Below are 25,390 nucleotides of genomic sequence, written 5' to 3'. Positions count from 1 at the left end.
ACCGGCAGCCTTAATACATACATAAGATGAGCCAAAGAATCAGAATTAAATTAAAATCTTACGATTACAACTTAGTAGACAAATCTGCTGAGAAAATCGTTAAGACTGTTAAACCTACGGGTGCAGTAGTTAGTGGTCCAATTCCATTGCCTACAGAAAAGAAAATCTTCACTGTTTTGCGTTCTCCACACGTTAACAAAAAAGCACGTGAGCAGTTTCAATTATGCGCATACAAACGTTTGTTAGACATTTATAGCTCTAACTCTAAAACTGTTGATGCTTTAATGAAACTTGAACTACCTAGCGGTGTTGAAGTTGAAATCAAAGTTTAACTTTTTAGTCGAATAACAAAAAAGCCTTCCGGATTTATTTCGGAAGGCTTTTTTGTTGTAGGCGCTTTTTTTTGAATTACTTCTTTCTCAATTCGTCGAGTTTGTTGCGCTCATCCTGCAATTCTCTCGCTAGTTTCTTCTCTTTATCATTCGCTTTCGTCTTGTAGTTTTGATATTCCTGTGCAATTTCTTCATATAAGGAACTTCTGTATTTGGCTTCATGCATGAACTTCGCAGAACGAAGAATCACAATGGCCAATGCAGCTGCCAATACCAGAATCAGGCTCCATACCATCATATTGTATTTGCCTTTGGTAAAGGAGATACCCAAAAAACTGATCTCGTCTAATTTCGCGGTAGAGCTGGCCAAAGCGTTCTCTGAACCTGAAATCTGTGTTTTTAATGTCGCAATAGCTTTTTCCTGTTCTGCAAGTTTTACCTTAACCGCGCTGAGTTGTTTGCGGTTAACATTGATCGAGTCTGATACACTTTTCCAGAATCCGGCAAGTCTGGCTGGATTGATCAGCTTATAACCGTTAATGGTTTTGGATTTAGTCAGCATGAGCTGATATTGGCCCCTCAAAGTCGGGTCTACTTTCGTACTGTCAGGGGTTAATTGGGCCTGTGTGTTTAAATTCAGAAAGAGCAGCGCTATAATCGGGAATATCAGTTTTTTCATAGATGATGTGTTTTAAGGAGTACTGTTTTTTTTAAGATACGACGTGTTTAGTTTTATCTAACAATCATTTGGGAATTTTATTGTGTTCGAAGTATAGATAGTATATTTGCAGCAATGTCGGTATTACTATTTACAATTATAGTTTTAGCAGGTGCTTTTTTAGCTGGATTGGTTGGTTCGCTGACTGGTTTAGGGGGTGGAGTGATCATTATTCCGCTACTCACGCTGGCTTTAGGTGTCGATATTCATTATGCAATCGGTGCTTCAATTGTATCCGTTATTGCCACTTCTTCCGGCTCTGCCGCGGCTTACGTGAAAGAGGGGATTACCAATATCCGGATCGGGATGTTCCTGGAAGTAGCCACTACGGTGAGTGCTGTAATTGGTGCGGTGATCACGGTTTACCTGAACCCGGGCTTTATTGCGGTGATTTTTGGCCTCATTCTTTTGTTTTCTGCTGCCATGATGGTGATCAAAAAAGTGGATCGTTCAGACAATGATACCTCAGGGAAACTGGCGGTATTCTTTAAGCTGAACGGGACTTATCCGACAGAAAACGGGCCGAAAAACTATGCGGTTCACAGGGTAGCAGGAGGTTTTGTGATGATGTTTTTTGCGGGAATCATCTCCGGTTTACTGGGGATTGGCTCCGGAGCTTTAAAAGTGATTGCGATGGATAACATCATGAGGATCCCTTTTAAGGTGTCTACAACGACCAGTAATTTCATGATGGGGGTAACGGCCGCTGCGAGTGCCATTGTGTACTTACACCGCGGTCAGATAGACCCTGGGATAGCGATGCCGGTAACGATAGGGGTGCTGACTGGTGCTACTATGGGTTCAAAAATACTGGTTCGGACCAAAACGGATAAATTAAAGGTAGTATTTGCAGTGGTGGTAACCTTCCTCGCCCTGCAAATGATTTATAACGGATTATCTGGAAAGCTATGAGTTCGACACGAAAAAACTTCTTTGCGGATCGCGACATTCAGGTGATTTTAGGGACTTTGCTCCGCGTTGGTGTGATTGCCTCCATGTCTGTAGTCCTGGTGGGTGGCTTTCTTTACCTGTTATCAAACCATGCCGCCCCGATAGATTACGGAACTTTTAACCCAAACAAGTCCGGATTGTCGTCTATTGCTGCTATTTTTCTCGGATTGCGAGAATTAGATCCTAAGGCGATTATCCAATTCGGGACTTTATTATTGATTTTTACCCCTGTTGCCAGGGTTGTTTTCTCGATCTTCAGCTTTCTGATTGAGCGGGATTACTTATATGTTTTGATCGGATCATTTGTTTTGCTGGTGATCTTGTATAGCTTGAGTGATAAGTTGGTTGGTTAAAAACTTACTTAGCTCAATCTATTCCCCTTCCTAAAAATAAATAGGGCTTTTTTGAAAAAATAATTAGCTAACTATTTGAAAATTAAGATTTCTTTCGTATTTTTGCCCTCCCTTAAAGGGAATTGTATCCACCTTGAACGAAGCCCTACTGCTTCGATGGGTGTTAAATTAAAAAAAGAAAATGTCAGGTATTATTGGAAAAAAAGTAGGAATGACCAGCATATTCGACGCCGATGGAAAGAACATTCCATGTACGGTGATTGAAGCTGGACCTTGTGTTGTTACACAGGTAAAGACCGAAGAGAAAGACGGTTATGTTTCCGTTCAGTTAGGTTTCGACGAAGCCAAAGAAAAGAACACTACCAAGCCTCTTAAAGGCCACTTTGCGAAAGCAAGCACAACCCCAAAACGTAAATTGGTTGAATTCGAACCATTCGCAGAAACTCTTACATTAGGAGACACTGTGACTGTAAATATTTTCAGCGAAGGTGATTTTGTGGATGTAGTTGGTACTTCTAAAGGTAAAGGTTTCCAGGGTGTTGTAAAACGTCATGGTTTCGCTGGTGTTGGTGGACAAACTCACGGACAGCATAACAGAATGCGTGCACCAGGTTCACTGGGTGCTGCTTCATATCCAGCTCGTGTATTTAAAGGTATGCGTATGGCGGGTAGAATGGGTGGTGACAGAGTAAAAGTTCAAAACTTACAAGTTTTGAAAGTTTATGCTGATCAAAACCTTGTTGTAGTTAGTGGTTCCATTCCAGGAGCTAAGGGTTCTTACGTAATCTTAGATAAGTAAGCAGATGGAAGTTAAAGTATTAAACATTTCAGGAAAAGAGACAGGTGCCAAGGTGCAACTTCCTGAGTCAGTATTTGGCATTACGCCTGTTGACCACGCGATCTATTTAGATGTAAAACAGTATTTGGCTAATCAACGTCAAGGTACTCACAAGTCTAAGCAACGTAACGAAATTGCAGGTTCGACCCGCAAACTTTACAAACAAAAAGGTACTGGTGGTGCTCGTGCCGGAAGTATTAAATCTCCATTGTTTAATGGTGGTGGTCGTGTGTTTGGTCCTCAACCACGTGATTATAGTTTCAAATTGAACAAAAAGTTAAAGCAACTTGCACGTAGATCAGCATTGAGCTACAAAGCAACTGATAACAACGTTGTTGTTTTAGAAGACTTTACTTTTGATTCAATCAAAACTAAAAACTACCTGGATTTAGTTAGCGCATTAAACATCGCTGGCGAAAAGACATTGTTGGTTTTACCTTCGCAAAATAACAATATCTATTTATCAAGCAGAAACATCAAAAAAGCTAAAGTTATCACTGCAGATCAGTTAAATACATATGATGTATTAAACTGTGGCAAACTTTTGTTTACAGCTGATTCTCTTAAAACAATCGAGGAGGCATTTGCCAAGTAATATGGAATTTTTAAAGAAACCAATATTAACCGAAAAAGCTTCTGCATTAACAGAAAAGTCTAATCGCTTTACTTTTAAAGTAGAACACAAAGCAAATAAATTGCAGATTAAGCAAGCCATAGAGAAAATGTACAACGTTAACATTTTAGCCATTAATACAATGGTTGTAAATGGTAAAGTAAAGTCCAGAAACACTAAAGGTGGATTAGTAACGGGTCGTAGCCCAAAATACAAAAAGGCGATTGTAACCCTGGCAGCAGGCGAAACAATTGATTATTACGCGAATATTTAATAAAGTGAATAATTTATAACTATGGGCTTAAGAAAATTTAAACCAGTCACTCCGGGAACCCGCTTTAGAGTAGGTGCCAGCTTTTCGGAGATTACAGCAACCAAGCCCGAAAAATCATTGGTTGTATCTTCTAAGAAATCAGGAGGACGTAACAATACAGGAAAGATGACTATGCGCTACATGGGTGGTGGTCACAAGAAATCTTACCGTTTAATTGACTTTAAACGTGATAAGTTTAACATTCCTGCAACAGTAGCTACTGTTGAATACGATCCAAACCGTACCGCTCGTATTGCATTATTGCACTACGTAGACGGAGAGAAGCGTTACATTATTGCACCGGAAGGATTGCAAGTAGGACAAACAGTAGTTTCGGGTGATACAGCAACTCCAGAAGTTGGAAATGCATTAACACTGTCAAGAATCCCATTGGGATCGATTGTACATAACATTGAAATTCAACCAGGTCGTGGTGCTCAAATGGCACGTAGCGCAGGTGCTTATGCTCAATTAGCAGCACGTGATGGTAAATATGCAACTGTTAAAATGCCATCAGGTGAAGTAAGAGCAATCTTAGTTACTTGTTTAGCTACAATCGGAGCTGTTTCGAACTCGGATCATGCAAATGAAGTATTAGGTAAAGCAGGTCGTAAACGTTGGTTAGGACGTCGTCCTAGAACTCGTCCGGTAGCGATGAATCCTGTCGATCACCCAATGGGTGGTGGTGAGGGTCGCTCATCAGGAGGTCAACCTCGCTCAAGAAACGGATTGTACTCGAAAGGTTACAAAACTCGTTCACTTAAAAAATACTCAAATCGTTTCATCATAGAGAAAAGGAAGAAATAATGGCTCGTTCGATAAAAAAAGGACCTTATATTGACCATAACGTAGAGAAGAAAGTAGTATCTATGAATGATTCAGGCAAAAGGTCTGTAATTAAAACTTGGTCTCGCAGATCAATGATTTCACCAGATTTCGTGAATCATACATTTGCAGTGCATAACGGAAATAAATTTATTCCGGTATACGTAACAGAAAACATGGTTGGTCACAAGCTGGGAGAGTTTGCTCCAACCAGAACATTTAGGGGTCACTCTGAAAAGAAAAAATAATTAAGAGATGGAAGCAGTAGCGAAATTAAACAATTGTCCAACCTCACCACGTAAAATGCGTTTGGTTGTAGATCTTATCAGAGGTGAGCGTGTAGAGAAAGCTTTAAGTATTTTGAAGTTTACCAATAAAGAAGCAGCAATCAGAGTTGAAAAACTTTTATTATCAGCTATCAAAAACTGGGAAACTAAAAATGAAGGTTCTCGCCCTGAAGAAAACCAGTTATACGTGAAAACGATAATGGTAGGCGGTGGTCGTCAGTTAAAAAGACTTAGACCAGCACCTCAAGGACGTGGTTACAGAATCCGTAAGCGTTCTAACCATGTAACTTTGGTAGTAGATAGTAAAAACGTTGAAACTCAAACTAATTAACAGAAATGGGACAAAAAGCACATCCAATAGGAAACAGGTTAGGAATCATCAAAGGTTGGGATTCTAACTGGTTCGGTGGCAACAACTATGCTGATAAATTAGTTGAGGACGAAAAAATAAGAAAATACCTTTCTGTACGTATCGCCAAAGGCGGTGTAGCGAAAGTAGTAATCGAACGTACGTTAAAGCGTATCACGGTAACTATCCACACTGCACGTCCGGGTATTGTGATCGGAAAAGCAGGAGCTGAGGTTGACAAGATCAAAGAAGAGTTGAAGAAATTGACTAAAAAGGAAATTCAAATCAACATTTTTGAGATCAAACGTCCTGAGCTTGATGCACAATTAGTTGCAGAAGGTGTTGCAAAACAATTAGAAGCAAGGATCTCATTCCGTAGAGCAATGAAATCTACTATTGCATCAACGATGCGTATGGGTGCTGAAGGTATCAAAATTATGACCTCTGGTCGTTTAGGTGGTGCTGAAATGGCTCGTAGCGAACAGTATAAAGAAGGAAGAATTCCTTTGCATACTTTCCGTGCTGACATTGACTATGCATTAGCAGAAGCTTTAACTACTTATGGTAAAATAGGTGTTAAAGTATGGATCTGTAAAGGTGAAGTTTACGGTAAACGTGATCTTTCTCCAAATCTAGGTTCTGTGAGCAATGCTCCAGGCAAAGGTGGCAGACCAGAAGGTGCTTTCGGTGGTGGAAGAGACAGAGATAACCGTGGCGGTGGCGACAGAAGAAACGACAATAAAGGTCGTGGCGGAAGAGGTCCAGGTCAAGGTGCTCCAGGTGCAGGAAGAGATAATAGAGGCGGAAATACTCCTAACAGAGGTCCTCGTAAATAATTAGTTAACAGATCGTTTAACGATAATATTAGATAAAGATGTTACAGCCAAAAAGAACGAAGTTCAGAAAGATGCAAAAAGGCAGAATGAAAGGTTTAGCAACACGTGGTGCTGAATTATCATTCGGGTCTTTCGGGATCAAATCTTTAGAGTCGACTTGGATTACAAGTCGCCAGATAGAGGCAGCCCGTATTGCGGTAACTCGTTTCATGAAACGTGAAGGCCAGGTGTGGATTAGAATTTTCCCGGACAAACCGGTAACTAAGAAACCAGCTGAAGTTCGTATGGGTAAAGGTAAGGGTGCTCCAGAATACTGGGTTGCCGTTGTTAGACCTGGACGTATTATTTTTGAAGCCGAAGGTGTTCCTTTAGCAGTAGCTAAAGAAGCAATGAGATTAGCGGCTCAGAAATTGCCGATTCAAACAAAATTTGTAGTGCGTAGAGATTACGTAGAAGCATAAAAAAAGTTCTTGGGTTCAATGTTGTAAGTAACTTGTTATTACAACCGCTAGACCCAAGGCATTAAAATTAATAAAATGAAGAACTCAGAAATCACAGGGCTTTCAAAAGAAGAACTAGTAGCCAGGATTGCAGAAGAAACTGAAAATTTAGTAAAGTTGAAATTTGCACATACAATTTCGGCTATCGAAAATCCTACCCGTATCACTAAGGTAAGAAAAGACATCGCCCGATTAAACACTGAAGTGACGAAGCGCAAATTAGCCGAGTCTGCTACTGAAACAAAATAACTTTAGAGTCGAAATGGAAAGACAATTAAGAAAAACAAGAACCGGGTTGGTAGTAAGCAACAAAATGGATAAGTCTGTTGTTGTAGCGGTTGAACGTAAAGTGAAACACCCGATCTATGGTAAGTTTGTTAAAAAAACTACCAAATTTATGGCTCATGACGAGAAAAACGATTGCGGTATTGGTGATACAGTACTGATCATGGAGACTCGTCCGCTGAGTAAGAATAAGAACTGGAGATTAGTGGAAATTTTAGAAAGAGCTAAATAACATGGTACAACAGGAATCAAGATTAAACGTAGCCGACAATAGCGGCGCTAAAGAAGTATTGGTTATCCGTGTGCTTGGTGGTACTGGAAAGAGATACGCTTCTATTGGTGACAAAATCGTTGTAACCGTTAAAAGCGCGTTGCCTTCTGGTAACATCAAGAAAGGAACAGTTTCTAAAGCAGTAGTTGTAAGAACGAGAAAAGAGATCAGACGTAAAGATGGTTCTTACATCCGTTTCGACGACAATGCAGCAGTATTATTAAATGCACAAGATGAGCCGCGTGGTACACGTATTTTCGGCCCGGTAGCAAGAGAACTGCGTGAAAAACAATTCATGAAAATTGTGTCATTAGCACCGGAGGTATTATAAAATGAAAAATAAAGTAACTACACCAAAGATTAAAATCCGTAAAGGAGATTTAGTAAAGGTAATCGCTGGCGATTCAAGAGGCCAACAAGGCACAGTGCTTTCTGTATTAATTACTAAAAGCAGAATTCTTGTAGAAGGTGTTAACCTTGTATCAAAACATACAAAACCAAATGCTGCTAATCCAAACGGAGGTATCATTAAAAAAGAGGCTGCTCTTCATATTTCTAACGTAGCATTAGTTGATCCTAAAACAGGTTTAACTACTCGCGTTGGCAGAAAGCTTAATGCTGATGGGAAATTAGTTAGGGTTAGTAAAAAATCAGGAGAGGAGATCAAATAATGACTTACGTACCAAGATTAAAAAGTAAATATAAAGAGGAAATCGTAGCTGCACTTAAAGATAAGTTCAACTATAAAAGCGTTATGCAAGTTCCTAAGTTAGAGAAAATCGCGATCAACCAGGGTGTTGGACGTTTCTCTGTAACTGACAAGAAGATCATGGACTCCTCTATCTTAGAGATGAGCACAATCGCTGGTCAGCAAGCAGTAGGCGCTAAGTCTAAAAAAGATATCTCAAACTTTAAATTACGTAAAGGTATGCCAGTTGGTGTACGTGTTACTTTGCGTGACAACAACATGTATGAGTTCTTAGATCGTTTAATTTCTGTAGCTTTACCTCGTATCCGTGATTTCAAAGGTATCAATGATAAAGGTTTTGATGGAAAAGGTAACTACACATTAGGTGTTACTGAACAAATCATCTTCCCAGAGATCAACATCGACAAAATCAGCAAGATTTTAGGTATGGATATTACATTTGTTACTAGTGCATCTACTGATGTTGAAGCATTAGAACTTTTAAAGCAATTCGGATTACCATTTAAAAACCAAATTAATACAAATTCATAATGGCAAAAGAAGGTGTAAAAGCTCGCGAAATTAAGCGCCAAAAATTGGTAGCTAAGTATGCTGACAAACGTGCAGAACTTAAAGCTGCCGGTGATTATGAAGGATTAGATAAGTTACCAAAAAACTCATCTGCAGTACGTTTACACAATCGTTGTAAAATCACTGGACGTCCTCGTGGTTACATGCGTACTTTCGGTATATCAAGGGTATTGTTCCGTGATATGGCATTAGCAGGTAAAATCCCTGGAGTAAGAAAAGCAAGCTGGTAAAACAGCTTTCTTTATGCTAAGGGCTCAGTCCCAAGGCTAGAAACAAAAAAATTAACCGATGGAAGGTCGTCCCGAATGAAATAGGAAGGAAACCACCGTCACAATAAAATAAAAATGAATACAGATCCAATAGCAGATTATCTTACAAGAGTAAGAAATGCCATCAAGGCAAATCACAGAATTGTAGAAATTCCTGCATCAAATCTTAAAAAAGAAATCACTAAAGTTCTTTTTGACAAAGGTTACATTGCTAACTACAAGTTTGAAGATACTACGGTTCAAGGAACAATCAAAATCGCTTTGAAATACAATGCGATCACTAAAATCCCTGCAATCCGTACATTAACCCGTATCAGCAAACCAGGTTTAAGGCAATATGCCGGCGTAGAAAATATGCCAAGAGTATTAAACGGTTTAGGTATTGCAATCTTGTCTACATCGAAAGGTGTAATGACTGATAAAGAAGCAGCCAGACTGAACATTGGTGGCGAAGTTTTGTGTCACGTTTATTAATTAAAGGAGGATAACAAAATGTCAAGAATAGGAAAAGCCCCAATTAATGTACCTTCAGGTGTAACAATTACTGTATCTAAAGATAACGTAGTAACTGTTAAAGGACCAAAAGGAGAGTTGACTCAAGCAGTTGATACTGATATCACTGTTAGTCAGGAAGATGGCATAGTTAATGTAACTCGTGCCTCAGAGCAGAAAAGACACAAAGCTTTACACGGTTTATACCGTTCATTGCTAAACAATATGGTTATTGGTGTTACAGAAGGTTACAAAATTTCTCAGGAATTAGTAGGTGTTGGTTACCGTGCTACAAACACAGGAAACACATTAGACTTAGTTCTGGGTTATTCTCACCACTATGTATTCCAATTGCCGGAAGAAATTAAAGTAACAACAACCTCTGAAAAAGGTCAGACTCCTAAAATCATTTTAGAAAGTATTGACAAACAATTGATCGGACAAGTAGCAGCAAAAATCCGCTCGTTACGTACTCCTGAGCCTTACAAAGGTAAAGGTATCAAGTTTGTAGGTGAAGTGTTAAGAAGAAAAGCAGGTAAATCAGCTTCTAAAAAATAATCAAAATGGCAGGAAAAAAATTATCTCGTAGAGATCGTATAAAAAAGGGAATCAGAAAAAGATTAACAGGTTCTGAAAGCCGTCCACGTCTATCGGTATATAGAAGCAATAAAGGAATTTATGCTCAAATCATTAACGACGTAACCGGTAATACAATTGTATCAGCTTCGTCTTTGTCAAAAGACTTTTCTGGAACTGGAAACAAATCTGAACAATCTGTAGCTGTAGGTAAATTAGTAGCTGAAAAAGCTATTGCAGCAGGGATTAAAGAAGTAGTTTTCGACAGAAATGGTTATTTGTACCATGGACGTGTTAAATCGTTGGCAGAAGGTGCCCGCGAAGCTGGTTTAGTATTTTAATCTGAAAATAGGATAAGAATGTCAACTATCAATATAAAAAGAGTTAAGACTAGCGAGATCGAATTAAAAGATCGTTTAGTTAGCATACAACGTGTTGCCAAAGTAACCAAAGGTGGACGTACTTTCAGCTTCTCAGCCATCGTGGTTGTTGGAGATGAAAACGGAATCGTAGGTTACGGATTAGGTAAAGCAAAAGAGGTAACTGAAGCAATTGCTAAAGGTATCGATGATGCTAAAAAGAACTTGGTAAAAGTTCCTCTGTTAAACGGTACTGTTCCTCATGAGCAAATCGGTAAATTCTCTGGTGGTTTTGTATTAATCAAACCAGCTGCAGTAGGTACAGGTGTTATTGCTGGTGGTGCAATGCGTGCTGTTTTGGAGAGTGCTGGTGTACACAATGTATTAGCAAAGTCTAAAGGTTCATCAAATCCTCACAACGTGGTAAAAGCAACAGTAGATGCTTTAACTAAGATGCGTGATGCTTATACCATCGCTCAACAACGTGGTATTGATTTAAATAAAGTTTTTAACGGATAATATTATGGCTAAGATCAAAATAACCCAGATAAAAAGCATTATCGATAGAAGCGAACGCCAAAAAAGAACGATGCAGGCATTAGGTTTAACTAAAATGAACCAAAGTGTTGAAGTGGAAGCTAACGCTGCCATCATCGGAATGGTGAGAAAAGTGAATCACTTAGTTGCTATAGAGAGTATATAAATTATTAAAGGTTGTAAATGTGGTTTATATAATTACATTTGCAACCTTTAAATATGTTTAACCGTTGTCCCTGATTAGTGAAAGCGAAGGGCAACATAAGTTTCAAAAAATGAACTTAAGTAATCTGAAACCTGCAAAAGGTTCTACAAAGAATGTTAAGAGAATTGGTCGTGGTACCGGTTCTGGACGTGGCGGAACGTCAACACGTGGTCACAAAGGTGCTGGATCTCGTTCTGGTCACAAAACCAAAATCGGTTTTGAAGGTGGTCAGATGCCATTACAACGTCGCGTACCTAAGGTTGGTTTCAAACCTATCAACCGTGTAGAATACGTAAGTGTAAACTTAGACGTAATTCAAGCATTAGCTGAGAAATTTAACTATACTACGATTGATTTTGCTACATTGCAAAACCATGGTTTAGCTCACAAGAATGACCTGGTAAAAGTACTTGGCCGTGGTGAAGTTAAATCTAAGTTAGAAATCAAAGCTCATGGCTTTTCTGCTACTGCACAACAAGCTATTGAGGCTGTTGGAGGCTCAATCGAAAAATTGTAATTAATTGTAATTAATGAAGAAGCTGTTTACTACTTTAAGTAATATTTGGAAAATTCAAGAATTGAAAGAGCGTATTGTATTTACGCTCATGATTCTTTTGGTTTATAGATTTGTATCTCATGTGGTGCTACCAGGTGTTGACGCAACTCTTTTAGGCAATAATGAAAAGTCTGGTCTTTTAGGTCTCTTGGATATGTTTGCCGGAGGTTCGTTTTCACGGGTATCTATCCTTGCCTTGGGTGTTATGCCTTATATTTCTGCCTCAATTGTAGTTCAGCTATTAGGTATTGCTGTTCCTTCATTCCAGAAAATGCAAAAGGAGGGTGAAAGTGGCAGGAAGAAACTAAATCAGATTACGCGTTATCTAACCGTAGCCATCACTGCCCTTCAGGCGGCTGGTTATGTTAAAACACAAGTTCCTACCGAAGCAATCGTAATTGATCACGGCTTATTTTATGTGATGGCAACATTCGTGTTGGCAGCAGGTACTTTATTCGTGATGTGGTTGGGTGAGAAAATCACCGATAAAGGTATTGGAAATGGTATTTCACTAATCATTATGGTTGGTATTATTGCCAGATTACCAATCGCTTTATACCAGGAGGTTACTTCGAGGTTCGTCGGAGAAGGAGGCTTAATTGCCCTTGTTCTTGAGATTGTGGCTTTATTTGCGGTAGTGATGTTTACCATCATGATTGTTCAGGGTGTACGTAAAGTGCCGGTTCAATACGCAAAAAGGATTGTTGGTAACAGACAGTTTGGTGGGGTAAGACAGTACATTCCTTTAAAAGTGAATGCTGCCGGTGTAATGCCGATCATCTTTGCTCAGGCCTTGATGTTTATCCCTGGATTCATTCCTCAGTTCTTTCCTTCTTTACAGAACACCTGGTTGATTCAGTTCAGTGACTATACTTCATTAGCGTATAGCTTAACTTTTGGATTTTTAATTATTGCATTTACATTCTTTTATACTGCAATTACCGTTAACCCTACTCAAATGTCGGACGACATGAAGAAGAACGGTGGATTTATTCCTGGTATCAAACCAGGTCTGGCTACCTCAAGCTTCATAGATGATGTAATTTCGAAGATCACCTTCCCTGGTGCAGTTTTCCTTGCCATCATTGCAGTACTTCCTTCAGTAGCCGTTAAATTCGGTATCAAGTCAGAATTTGCCCATTTCTATGGCGGAACTTCTTTGTTGATCCTGGTAGGTGTAGTATTAGATACTTTGCAACAAATTGAAAGTTATTTGTTAATGCGTCATTATGATGGTTTAATGAAAACAGGTAGAGTTACCGGTCGCACAGGAATTCCTGCTGCAACAACTGGTAGCAACGCAGTGATCTAAAATATAGTATGTCTAAGATCTATTACAAATCTCCTGAGGAGATCGAGTTAATAAGAGAGAGTTCTTTACTTGTATCTAAAACTTTGGCTGAAGTAGCTAAAGTGATTGGTCCGGGCATCACTACAAAAAAATTGAATGACCTGGCTGAAACGTTTATCAAAGACCACGGAGCAATCCCTGCTTTTTTAAACTATAACGGCTTCCCGTATTCACTATGTATATCGCCAAATGAGCAGGTTGTTCATGGCTTTCCGGGTGAATATGTGATACAGGAGGGGGACTTGATCTCTGTCGACTGTGGGGTCATTCTAAATAAATACTTTGGCGATTCGGCCTATACTTTTTCCATTGGAGAAGTAGACGCAGAAAAGCAGAAGTTAGTAGAGGTGACAAAAGAATGCTTAAGACTAGCCATAGAGAAGGCTGTCGTAGGATCAAGGATCGGAGACGTAGGCTATGCTGTACAGGCGCATGCGGAGGCGAATGGATTTGGTGTAGTGAAGGAATTAGTAGGTCACGGAGTCGGAGTTCAATTGCATGAAAAACCTGAAGTACCAAATTATGGTAAACGCGGGATTGGAATTAAATTGGAAGAAGGAATGGTGATCGCTATAGAGCCTATGATCAATGCAGGTACAGCGGGTGTTAAGTTCTGGTCAGACGGCTGGACAGTAACCAGTAAAGACAATAGGCCATCAGCTCATTTTGAGCATACGGTGGCAGTTAAAAAGGGTAAGGCAGACGTTTTATCGACTTTTTCAAGTATTGAAGAAGTTTTAAATAAAAAAAAGTAATTTATTAACTTTTTTTATTTAATTTTGCAACCCTGTTTAGTAGCAGCTAATTAAGTAAATATCAATATTATATGGCTAAACAAGCCTCAATTGAACAAGACGGTGTAATAAGAGAAGCACTATCCAATGCCATGTTCCGTGTGGAACTAGAGAATGGTCATGAGATAATAGCTCATATTTCGGGTAAAATGAGGATGCACTACATCAAGATTTTACCTGGAGACAAAGTTAAATTAGAGATGTCGCCTTACGATTTATCAAAAGGCAGGATTACTTATAGATATAAATAAAATGAAAGTTAGGTCATCAATTAAAAAACGTAGCGCTGATTGCAAGATTATTCGTCGTAAAGGTAAACTTTTCGTGATTAACAAGAAAAATCCAAAATATAAGCAGCGTCAAGGTTAAGAAATTATTGATTGTGATGAAGATTGAATGTACAGGATACTCAATCTCGTTCATTCAGTTAATCAAACATTTAGTACAAATATGGCAAGGATATCAGGTATTGATTTACCAAGAAACAAAAGAGGCGAAATTGGTCTAACGTACATCTTCGGAGTAGGTAGATCAACTGCTCAACGTATTTTAACGGAAGCAGGTATCGATTTTAACAAGAAAGTACAGGATTGGTCTGACGACGAGTTGTCAGCTATTCGTACCATCATCAACGACGGCGTAAAAGTAGAAGGTGCTTTACGTTCAGAAGTTCAGTTGAACATTAAACGTTTAATGGATATCGGTTGTTACCGTGGATTACGTCACAGAAAAGGTTTGCCGGTACGTGGACAACGTACTAAGAACAACTCTCGTACACGTAAAGGCAAGAGAAAAACAGTTGCTAACAAGAAAAAAGCTACTAAATAAAATTAGTACTGAATAAGAATTATGGCTAAGAGTAAAAAAGTTACCAAAAAGCGTATTGTTGTTATTGAACCTGTTGGTCAGGCGCACATCAATGCTACTTTTAACAATATCATTGTTACTTTAACAAATAACAACGGTCAAACTATTTCATGGTCTTCTGCAGGTAAAATGGGATTCAAGGGTTCTAAAAAGAACACTCCTTATGCAGCAGGTCAAGCAGCATCTGATTGCGGTAAAGTAGCATTTGACTTAGGTCTTCGTAAAGTAGAAGTTTTTGTTAAAGGTCCAGGTTCAGGTCGTGAATCAGCAATTAGAACATTGCAGATTTCAGGTATCGAAGTAACCTCTATCAAAGATATCACTCCGCTTCCGCACAACGGTTGTCGTCCTCCTAAAAAGAGAAGAGTTTAATTATTAATTTTTAAAGCTAAGAGTCTGTAGCTTAAGGCTGCATGATACTTTAATCAAAGCACAATGGCAAGATATACAGGACCAAAGTCCAAAATCGCCCGTAAATTCAGAGAGCCAATTTTCGGCCCTGATAAGGTATTAGATAGAAAAAATTATCCTCCTGGACAGCACGGTGCTTCCAAAAGAAGAGGAAAACAATCCGAGTACGCAGTACAGTTAATGGAAAAACAGAAAGTTAAATATACTTATGGTGTATTAGAACGTCAGTTCCGTAACTTATTCACCAAAGCATCTTCTCGTGAAGGTATCACTGGTGATAACTTATTGCAATTATTAGAAGCTCGTTTAGATAACACAGTATACAGATTAGGTATTGCTACAACACGTTCAGCTGCACGTCAGTTAGTTAGCCATAAACACGTAACAGTTAACGGTGAAGTAGTAAACATTCCTTCATATCAATTAAAAGCTGGTGATGTTGTTGCAGTTCGCGAAAAGTCTAAAACTTTAGAAGCGATTACTAATTCAGTAGCAGGCAGAGTAATCAATAAATTCAATTGGTTAGACTGGAATGCAAGTGAATTGTCAGGTAAGTTCTTAACTTATCCTAACCGTGATGAGATCCCAGAAAATATCAAAGAGAACCTTATAATAGAGTTATACTCTAAGTAATATATTTAGTGAATTGCCTTTATGGGCAATTCACTTTATTTCATTACATAATTTTAATAACGATCTAAAAACATTATAAATGGCAATTTTAGCATTTCAGAAACCCGATAAGGTAATCATGCAGAAATCAACAGATTTCGATGGTATATTTGAATTTCGTCCTTTAGAGCCCGGTTTCGGTGTAACAATTGGTAATGCCCTAAGAAGAATTTTACTTTCTTCATTAGAAGGTTATGCCATTACAAGTATTCGTTTTTCTGGCGTATCTCACGAGTTTTCTACAATGAAAGGTGTTGTAGAAGATTTGACGGAAATCATCCTTAACTTGAAACAAGTACGTTTTAAGAAAGTTGGTGATTCTGGTGATTCTGAAAAAGTTTTCATTTTAGTAAACGGGCAAGATCAGTTTACCGCTGGAGATATTACAAAATTCTCTAACAACTTCGAGGTTCTTAACCCTGATTTCGTTATTTGTAACATGGAAAAAACAGTGACTTTAGAGGTAGAATTAACTATCAATAAAGGCCGCGGTTATGTTCCAGCTGAAGAAAATAAAATCAATGATGCTGTAGTTGGTGTAATCGCAATCGATTCGATTTTTACCCCAATGAAAAATGTAAAATACTCGATTGAAAATTATCGTGTTGAACAAAAAACAGATTATGAAAAATTAATCCTTGATATCTCTACAGATGGATCTATCCATCCTGAAGAAGCACTAAAAGAAGCTGCGAAAATTTTAATCCAGCACTTTATGTTGTTCTCTGATGAGAATCTGGTATTAGAATCTCAAGCTAAAGAAGAAACTAAAGAAGTAGACGAGGAAATTTTACATATGCGTAAAATCCTTAAAACTGAATTGGTTGATTTAGATCTTTCTGTACGTGCATTAAACTGCCTTAAAGCAGCTGATATCCGTACTTTAGCTGACCTGGTTTCTTATGATGTTGCTGATATGTTAAAATTCAGAAACTTCGGTAAAAAATCATTGACTGAGATTCAGGAATTGGTGAAATCTAAAAGCTTATCTTTCGGTATGAACTTATCGAAATTCAAACTTGACGAAGAGTAATCAAAACTACCCTTAAATAACAATATTGTAAATCGTGCATAATTCCCTCAGATTTTAATCAACGAGACGGTATGCACTGAATAAAATCAAAATGAGACACGGTAAAAAAAATAACCACTTAGGAAGAACAGATTCACATCGTAAGGCGATGTTGGCTAACATGGCTTCATCGTTAATTAAATACAAAAGAATCCAAACTACTTTAGCAAAAGCAAAAGCTTTGCGTATGTATGTTGAGCCTCTTTTGACTAAATCTAAAACTGATACTACACACTCTCGTCGTATCGTTTTTAGCTACTTACAAGATAAAGAAATCGTTACTGAATTGTTCCGTGATGTTGCAGCTAAAATTGCAAACCGTCCAGGTGGTTACACAAGGATCATTAAATTAAACAACCGTTTAGGTGATAATGCTGAAATGGCTTTAATCGAATTGGTTGATTACAATGAAATTTACGGTAAAGAAGTTGAATCTGCTGAGAAGAAAACTACACGTCGTGGTAGAACCAAAGCTAAGAAAACTGATGATACTGTTGAAGCAACTCCAGCTACTGAAGAAGCAGCGGTTGAAACTAAAACTGAAGATAAAGGCGAATAATTTATTCCCTCATCATTATAAGGAAAACCCTGTCCGTTTCGGTCAGGGTTTTTTCTTTTTAGCGGAATTTCCAGGCTTTCCGCTTTCGCATTTAGTATTCACTGATCAAATGGGTATCTTTGCCCCGTAATCCAATTTCATGTCAAATCAACTCCATTTACAGCGTTTTCAAGAACAACTCGCAGAAAGTATTTCTTCGAGCACTTTTTTGAAAGTTTCCCTGGGCAATTATCAGGGAAATGATAAAGAATTAAAAAATGTTTATGTCCGCAGGGTAAAGATCAAAAGGGTAGATATGCTCTCTTTTACTTACCGCAACAAAACCAGAGATATCGTTAAGAACTTTGGGATTCCGGAAGGAATCACTAAAGTGTCCAATTTTATCAGCAATGATTTTAAAGCGGCTACTTTGTTTACGACCGAAAAGGAAGTGACCCTGGAGCATGATAAGAACCACGTGATCTCTATGCGGGAACGGGTATTGAACGGCGATGGAAAAACAGCAACTCCTGTATCACATAATAAAGAAAAGAAGCGGTTGATTCAGCCTGCCGGCAAGCCTTATTTACAGGAGCTGAAGATTACTGATGCAGAAGGTAATGTTTTCAAAAATGCGCAGGATAAATACAAACAGATCAATCAGTACGTAGAGATCTTAAGTTCCCTGATTAAGGAATTACCTGAAAACAGCATCAAGAAAGTGGTCGATATGGGTTCCGGAAAAGGATACCTGACTTTCGCTTTATATGATTACCTGCATCAGGTATTGAAACTGGATACGAAAGTAACCGGTGTAGAATTTAGAGATGACCTGGTGAGTTTATGTAAGGGAATTGCAAAAAGTTCTGGTTTTACCGGTCTTGATTTTGTACCGGGTACGATTCAGGATTATCAGGTAGATTCTATTGATTTACTGATCGCGCTGCATGCTTGTGATACGGCAACTGATGATGCCATCTATAAAGGGATTAAGGCCAATGCCAGTTTAATTGTGGTTGCTCCTTGTTGCCATAAACAGATCAGACGCGAAATGGATAAGGCCAAAGTTAAGAACGAAGTTTCGGTGCTGACTAAATACGGAATTTTCATGGAACGCCAGGCAGAAATGGTAACTGATGCCATGCGTGCTTTGATTCTGGAATACTATGGTTACAAAACTAAAGTGTTTGAATTCATCTCTGATGCACATACGCCTAAAAATGTTTTGGTCGTAGGTGTGAAGACTGGCAAGCTTTCGGGTAAAGCCCTGGAGGTAAAACAGGCAGAGATTAAAGAGAAGCTGGCGGAGACAAAGGCTTATTTTGGGATTGGCTACCATCATTTAGAGCGTTTACTGAAGTTAGATCAGTAAAAGACAGTGTATTTCTGTCATCCTGTCACATTTTTGTAACAAGATTCGGACAGAAGATTCCTTTCTGAATGGAAAATAACAAAATTTTCTGCCAAAACTTAATTGGCACATTGCTTGTTAAACAAGAAATAATAAGAAATAAATAATAAGATTCATAAACATAAACAGAGATAAATAGCATGTCAAAAATTATTGGTATAGACTTAGGAACAACAAACTCTTGCGTTTCCGTAATGGAAGGTAACGAACCTGTAGTTATAGCCAACAGTGAGGGTAAGCGTACTACGCCATCCATTGTTGCTTTTGCAGAAAATGGTGAACGCAAGGTAGGTGAGCCGGCAAAACGCCAGGCAATTACTAACCCAACAAAAACAATTTCTTCGATCAAACGCTTTATGGGCAGCAGCTTTGCTGAGGTTACTAAAGAAGCTGGTCGTGTACCGTATAAGGTAGTTAAGGGCGACAACAATACACCACGTGTAGAAATTGACGACCGTAAATACACACCACAAGAACTTTCTGCGATGATTTTGCAGAAAATGAAAAAAACAGCTGAAGACTTTTTGGGTCATGAGGTAACTGAAGCAGTTATTACTGTTCCTGCTTACTTTAATGATGCACAACGTCAAGCTACTAAAGAAGCTGGTGAAATCGCTGGTTTAACAGTGAAACGTATCATCAACGAGCCAACTGCAGCTGCATTAGCTTACGGTTTGGATAAAGCACAAAGAGACATGAAAATCGTTGTGTTTGACTGTGGTGGTGGTACTCATGACGTTTCTGTATTAGAATTAGGTGATGGTGTATTTGAAGTAAAATCTACTGACGGTGATACTCACTTAGGTGGTGATGACTTTGACCATATCATTATCGATTGGTTAGCTGCTGAATTCAAAGAAGAGTATGGTATGGACTTGAATAAAGATCCAATGGCTTTACAACGTTTGAAAGAAGCTGCTGAGAAAGCTAAAATTGAGCTTTCAAGCACAACTACTACTGAGATCAACTTGCCTTACATCACTGCTGATGCAACTGGTCCTAAACACTTGGTTAGAAACTTAAGCCGTGCTAAATTTGAGCAATTGGCTGCTGATTTAATCAAACGTACTATTGACCCATGTAGATCAGCATTGAAAAATGCAGGTTTGAAAACTTCTGATATCGATGAGATTATCTTAGTTGGTGGTTCAACTCGTATGCCTGCTATCCAGGAAGCAGTTAAAGCTTTCTTCGGTAAAGAGCCTTCGAAAGGTGTTAACCCTGATGAGGTAGTAGCTATCGGTGCTGCAATCCAAGGTGGTGTATTAACAGGTGAAGTTAAAGATGTATTGTTATTAGATGTTACTCCTCTTTCATTAGGTATTGAGACTATGGGTGGTGTAATGACTAAATTAATTGAAGCCAATACAACTATTCCTTCTAAAAAAGCAGAGACTTTCTCTACAGCAGCTGACAATCAGCCTTCAGTAGAGATCCATATCTTACAAGGAGAGCGTCCAATGGCTGCTCAAAACCGTACGATTGGTCGTTTCATCTTAGATGGTATTCCACCAGCTCCACGTGGAGTTCCTCAGGTAGAAGTAGCATTTGATATTGATGCAAACGGTATCTTACACGTAAGTGCAAAAGATAAAGCTACTGGTAAAGAACAAAAAATCCGTATTGAAGCTTCTTCTGGCTTAACTGAAGAAGAAATCAAAAGGATGAGAGAAGAAGCAGAACAAAATGCAGATGCTGATAGAATCGCTAGAGAAGAAGCGGAAAAAATCAACGGTGCTGATGCTTTAATTTTCTCAACTGAGAAACAATTGAAAGAATTCGGAGAGAAAATCTCAGCTGATAAAAAAGCGCCAATCGAAGCAGGTTTGCAAAAACTGAAAACAGCGCATGAAACTAGAAATTTCGCTGATATCGATGCAGCTCAGGCTGAACTACAAAACGCTTGGAATGAAGCTTCTGAAGAGATGTACAAAGCAGGACAAGATGGTGCACAACCATCAGGTGCTACTGGTGCTCAAGCAGATGCTCAGCCAGCAGGTGGTGACGATGTTACCGATGTAGACTTCGAAGAAGTTAAAGACGATAAAAAATAAGCGAAAGCTCATTTAAATGAAAAAGGTGTTCTGTTAATTCAGAACACCTTTTTTTGTTTGGGTATTTTTAAGCAGGGGACATTGCCTGGATTGATCGGTCCGGTGTTTACTGCAACAAAAAAGGGATTCACATTTGTGAATCCCTTTTTTGTTTTAATGAGATCAGGTACGTTAGTCCCAAAGATTAGATGGGTAAGCTCCGTCTTTGATCAATTGATCAATGCTAGCCTGTACAATTGGTTTATCTTCTTTATAAGTTACACCGAACCACTGGCTATCTGTAGGAATTACTTTGAAATTAGCAATTCTTGATTTTACCAGGTATTCTGCTACTAATGGAATGAAAAACTCCGATTTAGGGTTTTCTTTATTCTGAACTGCGAAATCTCTGAATAGTTCTTCCGTAATTTTGAATACAGCAGGTGTAAAGCCCCAGAAGTTCATCGATACGCGTGTATCTGGTGTTAATGGATACTGTGTGTCGCCTTCTTCGAAAACAATCGCGTCACCGTTCTTTAATACCTTAGTACGTTCTACAACTTCTTCCAGGATACCATCAGCATTAACCTGACAAACACCTCTGGAAACAGATCCGTATTCTGACAATGTTTTGCCGATTTCGTATCCGATCATAGAATAGTTGCTGTCGCTAACTTCTGTAGTTAAAAACTTAACCATTTTCTGGTAAGCATCTAAACCATAGAAATCATCCGCGTTGATCACACAGAAAGGCTCGTTAATAGCTGTTCTACCCGCAAGGATTGCATGTGCAGTTCCCCATGGTTTTGATCTTTCAATTTCGATATCTACACCGAATTGTTTAATGTTGAAGTCCTGGTAAACGTAATCTGTTTCGATTTTTCCGTTTAATTTGGCTTCAAAAATTTCTTTGAAATCCTCAAGAAACTCTTCTTTAATAATAAATACAACTTTACCGAATCCGGCTTTTATAGCATCATATATAGAATAATCAATAATAGTTTCGTTGTTCGGGCCGAACCCGTCAATTTGTTTCATGCTGCCGTAGCGACTTGCCATCCCAGCTGCTAAGATTAATAAGGTTGGTTTCATGGGACTAAAATAATTAATATGTTTAAATTCAACGTAAGAAAATGGGTGTTTTTTGCAATTTAACCAGTAATATCCCGAATTATGGGGAGAATACGCTGGATTTAGAAGCCAAATATTCCTTTTCCACCAGTATTCCGCGTTTTTTTGCCGGTTAACATTCCGAACAGGCCCCGTACAATTTCCTTGCCAATCTGTCTGGTGATGGTTGCGCCCATGACTTGTTCCATCAGGCTTTTTTCTGGCTTGTTCGTGGTTGTTCCCGGAGCTTCGCTTGCCGTTGATGCGGTAGACTGTTGATCATTGAGTCTTTTAGTGAGTATTTCATAGGCACTTTCCGGATCAACGGTAGTTCCGTATTTTTTGTTCATCGGACTCGATAGGACTAATTTCTCATATTCCGAACCGCTTAATGGGCCCATGACGGCTTTTGGAGGGGTAAGCATGGTAGCGGTTACCTCTGTAGGAATGCCTTTCTCATTTAAGACGGTGATGAGCGCCTGGCCTGTCCCAAGTGAGGTCAGGACCTTGTCGATCTTGTAAAAAGTAGAGCCGGGATAAGTGTTGACGGTTTTTCTGAGCGCATCCGCATCGTTAGGGGTAAATACCCGCAAAGCATGCTGAATGCGGTTGCCCAATTGCGAAAGTACGCTTTCAGGGATATCTGTAGGCGATTGCGTGCAAAAGAAGACGCCTACGCCTTTGGATCTGATGAGCCTGATGATCATTTCAATCTGTTCTAAAAAGGCTTTGGAGGAGTCTTTAAACAACAAATGAGCCTCATCTATAAAGAACACCAGCTTTGGTTTGTCTAAATCGCCTACTTCCGGCAAGTTATAATACAGCTCTGCCAGTAAACTGAGCAAATAAGTTGAATATAGCTTAGGCTGATTTTGAACATCTGAGATGTTTAAAAGAGAAATAATTCCTTTTCCATCTGTTCTGAGCATTAGATCTTCTATCTCAAAAGAGGGCTCTCCAAACATCTGACTGAGTCCTTGTTGTTCTATGGTGACGATTTTTCTTAGAATAGTTCCGGAGGTGGAAGCGGATATACTGCCATAATCTGCTTTTATTTCGTCCTTGCCAGGCCCGTCTGACAGGTAGGAGATTAATTTTTTAAGGTCATTAAAGTCGATGAGTGGCAGTTTATTGTCGTCTGCATATTTGAAAATCACAGACAATACGCCGGTTTGGGTATCATTGAGGTCTAAGATCTTAGCCAGTAGGGTAGGCCCGAATTCGAGAATGGTTGCCCTCATTTGTGCACCTAATTTCCCGGAGAGCGAATAAGGTACTATAGGATAGCCGGTTGGGACAAAGGGTTTAGCCAATTGTGCGGCCCTTTCCTCGATTTTTGGGTTGCTTTCTCCAGCCTGATATAATCCGGAAAGATCTCCTTTTACATCCAGCATAAAAACAGGGACTCCAGCGTCCGAAAGTTGTTCTGCAAGTAGCTGTAAGGTTCTGGTTTTTCCGGTACCGGTGGCGCCTGCAACAAGCCCATGGCGGTTCATCATGTGTAAATAAAGATTTACTTCAGCAGCTGCGAATACTTCGCCATCTAAAATTCCGGCACCCAGATAAATATAGTTCCCTTTAGCCGGGTAGGCTGCTTTTACTTTTTCTATAAAACTTTGGGTTTGATCGCTCATAAGTAAATAATTTCTAGGTGGTTGAGCTGGATGTGTTCAGCACAGGTTCCTAAAAATAGGAAATTAAAAGCAAAAGAAAAGGGTGTCTGGTTTTAGCAGACACCCTTTCAGGATAGCGTGTGGTATGACGCTGAAATTATTTATTGTACTTGAAATCGTGGTCTTTCTCGATGTTCAACAGGGAGTGATAAATCAAGCTGATTACGTTGTCTACATCTTCTTTATGAATCATTTCTACCGTAGTGTGCATATAGCGCAATGGAAGAGAGATTAAAGCGGAAGGAACGCCACCATTAGAATACGCAAATGCATCCGTGTCGGTACCTGTAGACCTTGAAGAAGCCTGACGTTGGAATGGAATGTCATTCTTTTCTGCCGTTTGAATCAGTAATTTATTCAGGTTGGTTTGTACTGCCGGTGCATAAGAAACTACTGGTCCTTTGCCACAAGCTAAATCACCCTGTGTAATTTTATTGATCATCGGTGTGCTGGTATCGTGTGTAACGTCTGTAACGATGGCTACATGCGGCTTAATGCGGTCTGCGATCATTTCCGCACCACGTAAACCAATCTCTTCCTGCACCGAGTTAACGATGTATAAAGCGAAAGGAAGTTTTTGATTGTTTTCTTTTAGTAAACGGGCAACTTCGGCGATCATGAAACCACCAGCTCTGTTGTCTAATGCTCTTCCAACATAGTAACGGTCGTTTAACACCATGAATTCATCTTCATAAGTGATTACACAACCTACATGGATACCCAATGCTTCTACTTCGTCTTTTGAAGTACAACCGCAATCAAGGAAAATATTTTTTAATGCCGGAGCTTCTTCTTTTTCGCCGCTTCTGGTGTGAATTGCCGGCCATCCGAATACTGCTTTCACCATTCCTTTATCGGTATGGATGTTTACTCTTTTCGAAGGCGCGATCTGGTGATCAGATCCACCATTGCGGATCACATAGATTAAGCCTTCCGGAGTGATGTAGTTTACAAACCAGGAAATCTCATCAGCATGTGCTTCGATAACTACTCTGTATTCTGCTGTAGGATTGATTACACCTACCGCTGTACCGTAATTGTCGATGAAACTTTCGTCGATATAAGGTTTCAGATAGTCTAACCATAACTTCTGACCAGGATATTCAAAGCCAGTTGGCGATGGATTATTGATATATTCTTCAAAAAATTGGAGTGACTTTTTAGTAACCACAGAAACGTGTTTCTGTTTATCGTCTTTCTTTTTGGTCATTTGATGTTTCTTTAAAACGTATAATAAGCTGTATTTTGCTTTACCCGAACAAATATATAAACTAGGCGGGAAGCAACAAGTTAATTGTTGAGTTGTAACTGCATGATGACAAATTCCAGGCCGGTTTTGCTAAAGCGTTCATCGGTTTCTGAAAAGCCAAATTTTGTATAAAAGGGGATAGCGGTACTGCGTGCATTGCACCACAGCATCGTAGCTCCCAACGGAATCACATAACTGATCAGGTGTTGCAGCAGGAAACTGCCATAACCTTTGCCCTGGTATTCGGGAAGTGTAGCAAACTTTCTGAACCGATAAACGCTTCCTTCGTTAAACAGGGAGACCACAGAAACCAGCTGATCAGTAGCAAATAATCCAAAATGAATACCATCACGGTCATTTTCTAGCTTTACGGCATCGTAAGGCTGATCCGGATACATTGCGGTATGTCTGATCCGCCAGGTAAGGTCGGGCCTGATTTGTTCTATGTGCGTGTTTTCCATAAAG

General features: G+C 39.2%; 39 protein-coding genes. 34 read left to right on the top strand and 5 right to left on the bottom strand.

Annotation, left to right across the window (positions count from 1 at the left end; genetic code table 11):
• Positions 1-26 precede the first annotated feature (26 nt).
• A complete protein-coding gene (rpsJ, locus tag R2Q66_RS01555; RefSeq protein ID WP_008244591.1) occupies positions 27-332 on the top strand; it encodes a 30S ribosomal protein S10 in 306 nt (101 codons plus the stop codon).
• Between the two features lie 76 nt (positions 333-408).
• On the opposite strand, the gene R2Q66_RS01550 is transcribed toward rpsJ, so the two are convergent.
• The gene (locus R2Q66_RS01550; protein ID WP_316746173.1) at positions 409-1,011 is read right to left on the bottom strand and encodes a hypothetical protein; all 603 of its coding nucleotides are present in this window, start codon (positions 1,009-1,011) and stop codon (positions 409-411) included.
• Between the two features lie 114 nt (positions 1,012-1,125).
• Between R2Q66_RS01550 and R2Q66_RS01545 the strand changes: the two genes are divergently transcribed.
• From R2Q66_RS01545 to dnaK, 33 genes are all read left to right on the top strand, one after another.
• A complete protein-coding gene (locus R2Q66_RS01545; RefSeq protein ID WP_316746171.1) occupies positions 1,126-1,962 on the top strand; it encodes a sulfite exporter TauE/SafE family protein in 837 nt (278 codons plus the stop codon).
• Positions 1,959-2,354, top strand: coding sequence for a DUF1634 domain-containing protein (locus R2Q66_RS01540; RefSeq protein ID WP_316746169.1), 396 nt, complete (start codon positions 1,959-1,961; stop codon positions 2,352-2,354). The genes R2Q66_RS01545 and R2Q66_RS01540 overlap by 4 nt, the downstream gene beginning before the upstream one ends.
• Before the next feature lie 181 nt (positions 2,355-2,535).
• The gene (gene rplC / locus R2Q66_RS01535; RefSeq protein WP_316746167.1) at positions 2,536-3,153 is read left to right on the top strand and encodes a 50S ribosomal protein L3; all 618 of its coding nucleotides are present in this window, start codon (positions 2,536-2,538) and stop codon (positions 3,151-3,153) included.
• Between the two features lie 4 nt (positions 3,154-3,157).
• Complete coding sequence (gene rplD, locus R2Q66_RS01530) at positions 3,158-3,787, top strand: 50S ribosomal protein L4 (RefSeq protein ID WP_316746165.1); 630 nt, start codon at positions 3,158-3,160, stop codon at positions 3,785-3,787.
• Position 3,788: 1 nt separating this feature from the next.
• The gene (rplW, locus tag R2Q66_RS01525) at positions 3,789-4,079 is read left to right on the top strand and encodes a 50S ribosomal protein L23 (protein ID WP_062550438.1); all 291 of its coding nucleotides are present in this window, start codon (positions 3,789-3,791) and stop codon (positions 4,077-4,079) included.
• Between the two features lie 21 nt (positions 4,080-4,100).
• Positions 4,101-4,925, top strand: a complete 825-nt coding sequence (rplB, locus tag R2Q66_RS01520) for a 50S ribosomal protein L2 (protein ID WP_316746160.1) — start codon at positions 4,101-4,103, stop codon at positions 4,923-4,925.
• Positions 4,925-5,191 carry a 30S ribosomal protein S19 gene (gene rpsS / locus R2Q66_RS01515; protein ID WP_062550436.1) on the top strand — a complete coding sequence of 89 codons (267 nt, stop codon included), beginning with the start codon at positions 4,925-4,927 and terminating at the stop codon, positions 5,189-5,191. Before rplB ends, rpsS begins: the two co-directional genes overlap by 1 nt.
• A 7-nt stretch (positions 5,192-5,198) precedes the next feature.
• A complete protein-coding gene (gene rplV / locus R2Q66_RS01510; RefSeq protein ID WP_062550435.1) occupies positions 5,199-5,561 on the top strand; it encodes a 50S ribosomal protein L22 in 363 nt (120 codons plus the stop codon).
• Positions 5,562-5,566: 5 nt separating this feature from the next.
• On the top strand, positions 5,567-6,415 hold the full coding sequence (gene rpsC, locus R2Q66_RS01505) for a 30S ribosomal protein S3 (protein ID WP_265840680.1): 849 nt from the start codon (positions 5,567-5,569) through the stop codon (positions 6,413-6,415).
• A 38-nt stretch (positions 6,416-6,453) separates the two neighbouring features.
• Entirely contained in the window at positions 6,454-6,876 is a 423-nt protein-coding gene (rplP, locus tag R2Q66_RS01500) for a 50S ribosomal protein L16 (RefSeq protein WP_265840681.1), read from the top strand.
• A gap of 75 nt (positions 6,877-6,951) precedes the next feature.
• The gene (gene rpmC / locus R2Q66_RS01495) at positions 6,952-7,164 is read left to right on the top strand and encodes a 50S ribosomal protein L29 (protein WP_265840682.1); all 213 of its coding nucleotides are present in this window, start codon (positions 6,952-6,954) and stop codon (positions 7,162-7,164) included.
• Between the two features lie 13 nt (positions 7,165-7,177).
• Positions 7,178-7,432, top strand: a complete 255-nt coding sequence (gene rpsQ, locus R2Q66_RS01490) for a 30S ribosomal protein S17 (RefSeq protein ID WP_037442595.1) — start codon at positions 7,178-7,180, stop codon at positions 7,430-7,432.
• Position 7,433: 1 nt separating this feature from the next.
• Positions 7,434-7,802: a 50S ribosomal protein L14 gene (gene rplN / locus R2Q66_RS01485; RefSeq protein WP_062550431.1), complete on the top strand. Its 369-nt coding sequence runs from the start codon at positions 7,434-7,436 to the stop codon at positions 7,800-7,802.
• Position 7,803: 1 nt separating this feature from the next.
• The gene (gene rplX, locus R2Q66_RS01480; protein WP_316746155.1) at positions 7,804-8,142 is read left to right on the top strand and encodes a 50S ribosomal protein L24; all 339 of its coding nucleotides are present in this window, start codon (positions 7,804-7,806) and stop codon (positions 8,140-8,142) included.
• A complete protein-coding gene (gene rplE, locus R2Q66_RS01475) occupies positions 8,142-8,711 on the top strand; it encodes a 50S ribosomal protein L5 (RefSeq protein ID WP_316746153.1) in 570 nt (189 codons plus the stop codon). Before rplX ends, rplE begins: the two co-directional genes overlap by 1 nt.
• A complete protein-coding gene (rpsN, locus tag R2Q66_RS01470; protein ID WP_316746151.1) occupies positions 8,711-8,980 on the top strand; it encodes a 30S ribosomal protein S14 in 270 nt (89 codons plus the stop codon). Before rplE ends, rpsN begins: the two co-directional genes overlap by 1 nt.
• Before the next feature lie 114 nt (positions 8,981-9,094).
• Positions 9,095-9,493 carry a 30S ribosomal protein S8 gene (rpsH, locus tag R2Q66_RS01465; RefSeq protein WP_265840684.1) on the top strand — a complete coding sequence of 133 codons (399 nt, stop codon included), beginning with the start codon at positions 9,095-9,097 and terminating at the stop codon, positions 9,491-9,493.
• An 18-nt stretch (positions 9,494-9,511) separates the two neighbouring features.
• Positions 9,512-10,069, top strand: a complete 558-nt coding sequence (gene rplF / locus R2Q66_RS01460; RefSeq protein WP_316746149.1) for a 50S ribosomal protein L6 — start codon at positions 9,512-9,514, stop codon at positions 10,067-10,069.
• A 5-nt stretch (positions 10,070-10,074) separates the two neighbouring features.
• Positions 10,075-10,428, top strand: a complete 354-nt coding sequence (rplR, locus tag R2Q66_RS01455) for a 50S ribosomal protein L18 (RefSeq protein WP_062550426.1) — start codon at positions 10,075-10,077, stop codon at positions 10,426-10,428.
• An 18-nt stretch (positions 10,429-10,446) separates the two neighbouring features.
• On the top strand, positions 10,447-10,965 hold the full coding sequence (rpsE, locus tag R2Q66_RS01450; RefSeq protein ID WP_062550425.1) for a 30S ribosomal protein S5: 519 nt from the start codon (positions 10,447-10,449) through the stop codon (positions 10,963-10,965).
• A 4-nt stretch (positions 10,966-10,969) separates the two neighbouring features.
• Positions 10,970-11,149, top strand: coding sequence for a 50S ribosomal protein L30 (rpmD, locus tag R2Q66_RS01445; protein ID WP_194126549.1), 180 nt, complete (start codon positions 10,970-10,972; stop codon positions 11,147-11,149).
• Positions 11,150-11,258: 109 nt separating this feature from the next.
• Positions 11,259-11,705, top strand: coding sequence for a 50S ribosomal protein L15 (gene rplO / locus R2Q66_RS01440; RefSeq protein ID WP_265840686.1), 447 nt, complete (start codon positions 11,259-11,261; stop codon positions 11,703-11,705).
• A 13-nt stretch (positions 11,706-11,718) separates the two neighbouring features.
• A complete protein-coding gene (gene secY, locus R2Q66_RS01435; protein ID WP_316746142.1) occupies positions 11,719-13,056 on the top strand; it encodes a preprotein translocase subunit SecY in 1,338 nt (445 codons plus the stop codon).
• Positions 13,057-13,064: 8 nt separating this feature from the next.
• Entirely contained in the window at positions 13,065-13,850 is a 786-nt protein-coding gene (gene map, locus R2Q66_RS01430) for a type I methionyl aminopeptidase (protein WP_316746140.1), read from the top strand.
• Positions 13,851-13,921: 71 nt separating this feature from the next.
• Positions 13,922-14,140 (top strand): translation initiation factor IF-1, encoded by a 219-nt coding sequence (infA, locus tag R2Q66_RS01425; protein ID WP_008244555.1) that lies wholly within the window; start codon positions 13,922-13,924, stop codon positions 14,138-14,140.
• Between the two features lies 1 nt (position 14,141).
• Entirely contained in the window at positions 14,142-14,258 is a 117-nt protein-coding gene (gene rpmJ / locus R2Q66_RS01420) for a 50S ribosomal protein L36 (protein ID WP_073232286.1), read from the top strand.
• Between the two features lie 81 nt (positions 14,259-14,339).
• Entirely contained in the window at positions 14,340-14,717 is a 378-nt protein-coding gene (gene rpsM / locus R2Q66_RS01415; RefSeq protein ID WP_062550421.1) for a 30S ribosomal protein S13, read from the top strand.
• 21 nt (positions 14,718-14,738) lie between these two features.
• Positions 14,739-15,128: a 30S ribosomal protein S11 gene (gene rpsK, locus R2Q66_RS01410; RefSeq protein ID WP_041878538.1), complete on the top strand. Its 390-nt coding sequence runs from the start codon at positions 14,739-14,741 to the stop codon at positions 15,126-15,128.
• 63 nt (positions 15,129-15,191) lie between these two features.
• Positions 15,192-15,800, top strand: a complete 609-nt coding sequence (rpsD, locus tag R2Q66_RS01405; RefSeq protein WP_062550420.1) for a 30S ribosomal protein S4 — start codon at positions 15,192-15,194, stop codon at positions 15,798-15,800.
• A gap of 79 nt (positions 15,801-15,879) precedes the next feature.
• On the top strand, positions 15,880-16,872 hold the full coding sequence (locus tag R2Q66_RS01400) for a DNA-directed RNA polymerase subunit alpha (protein ID WP_062550419.1): 993 nt from the start codon (positions 15,880-15,882) through the stop codon (positions 16,870-16,872).
• Between the two features lie 91 nt (positions 16,873-16,963).
• Positions 16,964-17,470, top strand: a complete 507-nt coding sequence (gene rplQ / locus R2Q66_RS01395; protein WP_316746132.1) for a 50S ribosomal protein L17 — start codon at positions 16,964-16,966, stop codon at positions 17,468-17,470.
• A gap of 139 nt (positions 17,471-17,609) precedes the next feature.
• The gene (locus R2Q66_RS01390) at positions 17,610-18,821 is read left to right on the top strand and encodes an SAM-dependent methyltransferase (protein ID WP_316746131.1); all 1,212 of its coding nucleotides are present in this window, start codon (positions 17,610-17,612) and stop codon (positions 18,819-18,821) included.
• A gap of 179 nt (positions 18,822-19,000) precedes the next feature.
• Positions 19,001-20,914 carry a molecular chaperone DnaK gene (gene dnaK / locus R2Q66_RS01385; protein WP_316746130.1) on the top strand — a complete coding sequence of 638 codons (1,914 nt, stop codon included), beginning with the start codon at positions 19,001-19,003 and terminating at the stop codon, positions 20,912-20,914.
• A 171-nt stretch (positions 20,915-21,085) separates the two neighbouring features.
• Here dnaK and R2Q66_RS01380 read toward each other — a convergent pair whose 3' ends face one another.
• The 4 genes from R2Q66_RS01380 to R2Q66_RS01365 all read right to left on the bottom strand — a co-directional run bounded on the left by R2Q66_RS01380 (position 21,086) and on the right by R2Q66_RS01365 (position 25,386).
• On the bottom strand, positions 21,086-21,985 hold the full coding sequence (locus R2Q66_RS01380; protein WP_316746128.1) for an NDP-sugar synthase: 900 nt from the start codon (positions 21,983-21,985) through the stop codon (positions 21,086-21,088).
• Between the two features lie 101 nt (positions 21,986-22,086).
• Positions 22,087-23,637, bottom strand: coding sequence for a helicase HerA-like domain-containing protein (locus tag R2Q66_RS01375; RefSeq protein WP_316746126.1), 1,551 nt, complete (start codon positions 23,635-23,637; stop codon positions 22,087-22,089).
• A 136-nt stretch (positions 23,638-23,773) separates the two neighbouring features.
• Positions 23,774-24,886: a M42 family metallopeptidase gene (locus R2Q66_RS01370; protein ID WP_316746125.1), complete on the bottom strand. Its 1,113-nt coding sequence runs from the start codon at positions 24,884-24,886 to the stop codon at positions 23,774-23,776.
• Between the two features lie 80 nt (positions 24,887-24,966).
• Positions 24,967-25,386 (bottom strand): GNAT family N-acetyltransferase, encoded by a 420-nt coding sequence (locus R2Q66_RS01365; protein ID WP_316746123.1) that lies wholly within the window; start codon positions 25,384-25,386, stop codon positions 24,967-24,969.
• Positions 25,387-25,390: the final 4 nt, after the last annotated feature.

Origin of the sequence: Pedobacter gandavensis (assembly GCF_032677645.1) — a bacterium.
Taxonomy (GTDB): Bacteria; Bacteroidota; Bacteroidia; order Sphingobacteriales; family Sphingobacteriaceae; genus Pedobacter; species Pedobacter gandavensis_A.
The sequence above is the reverse complement of the archived record's forward strand: the minus strand, read 5'-3'. Positions and strand labels throughout refer to the sequence as shown.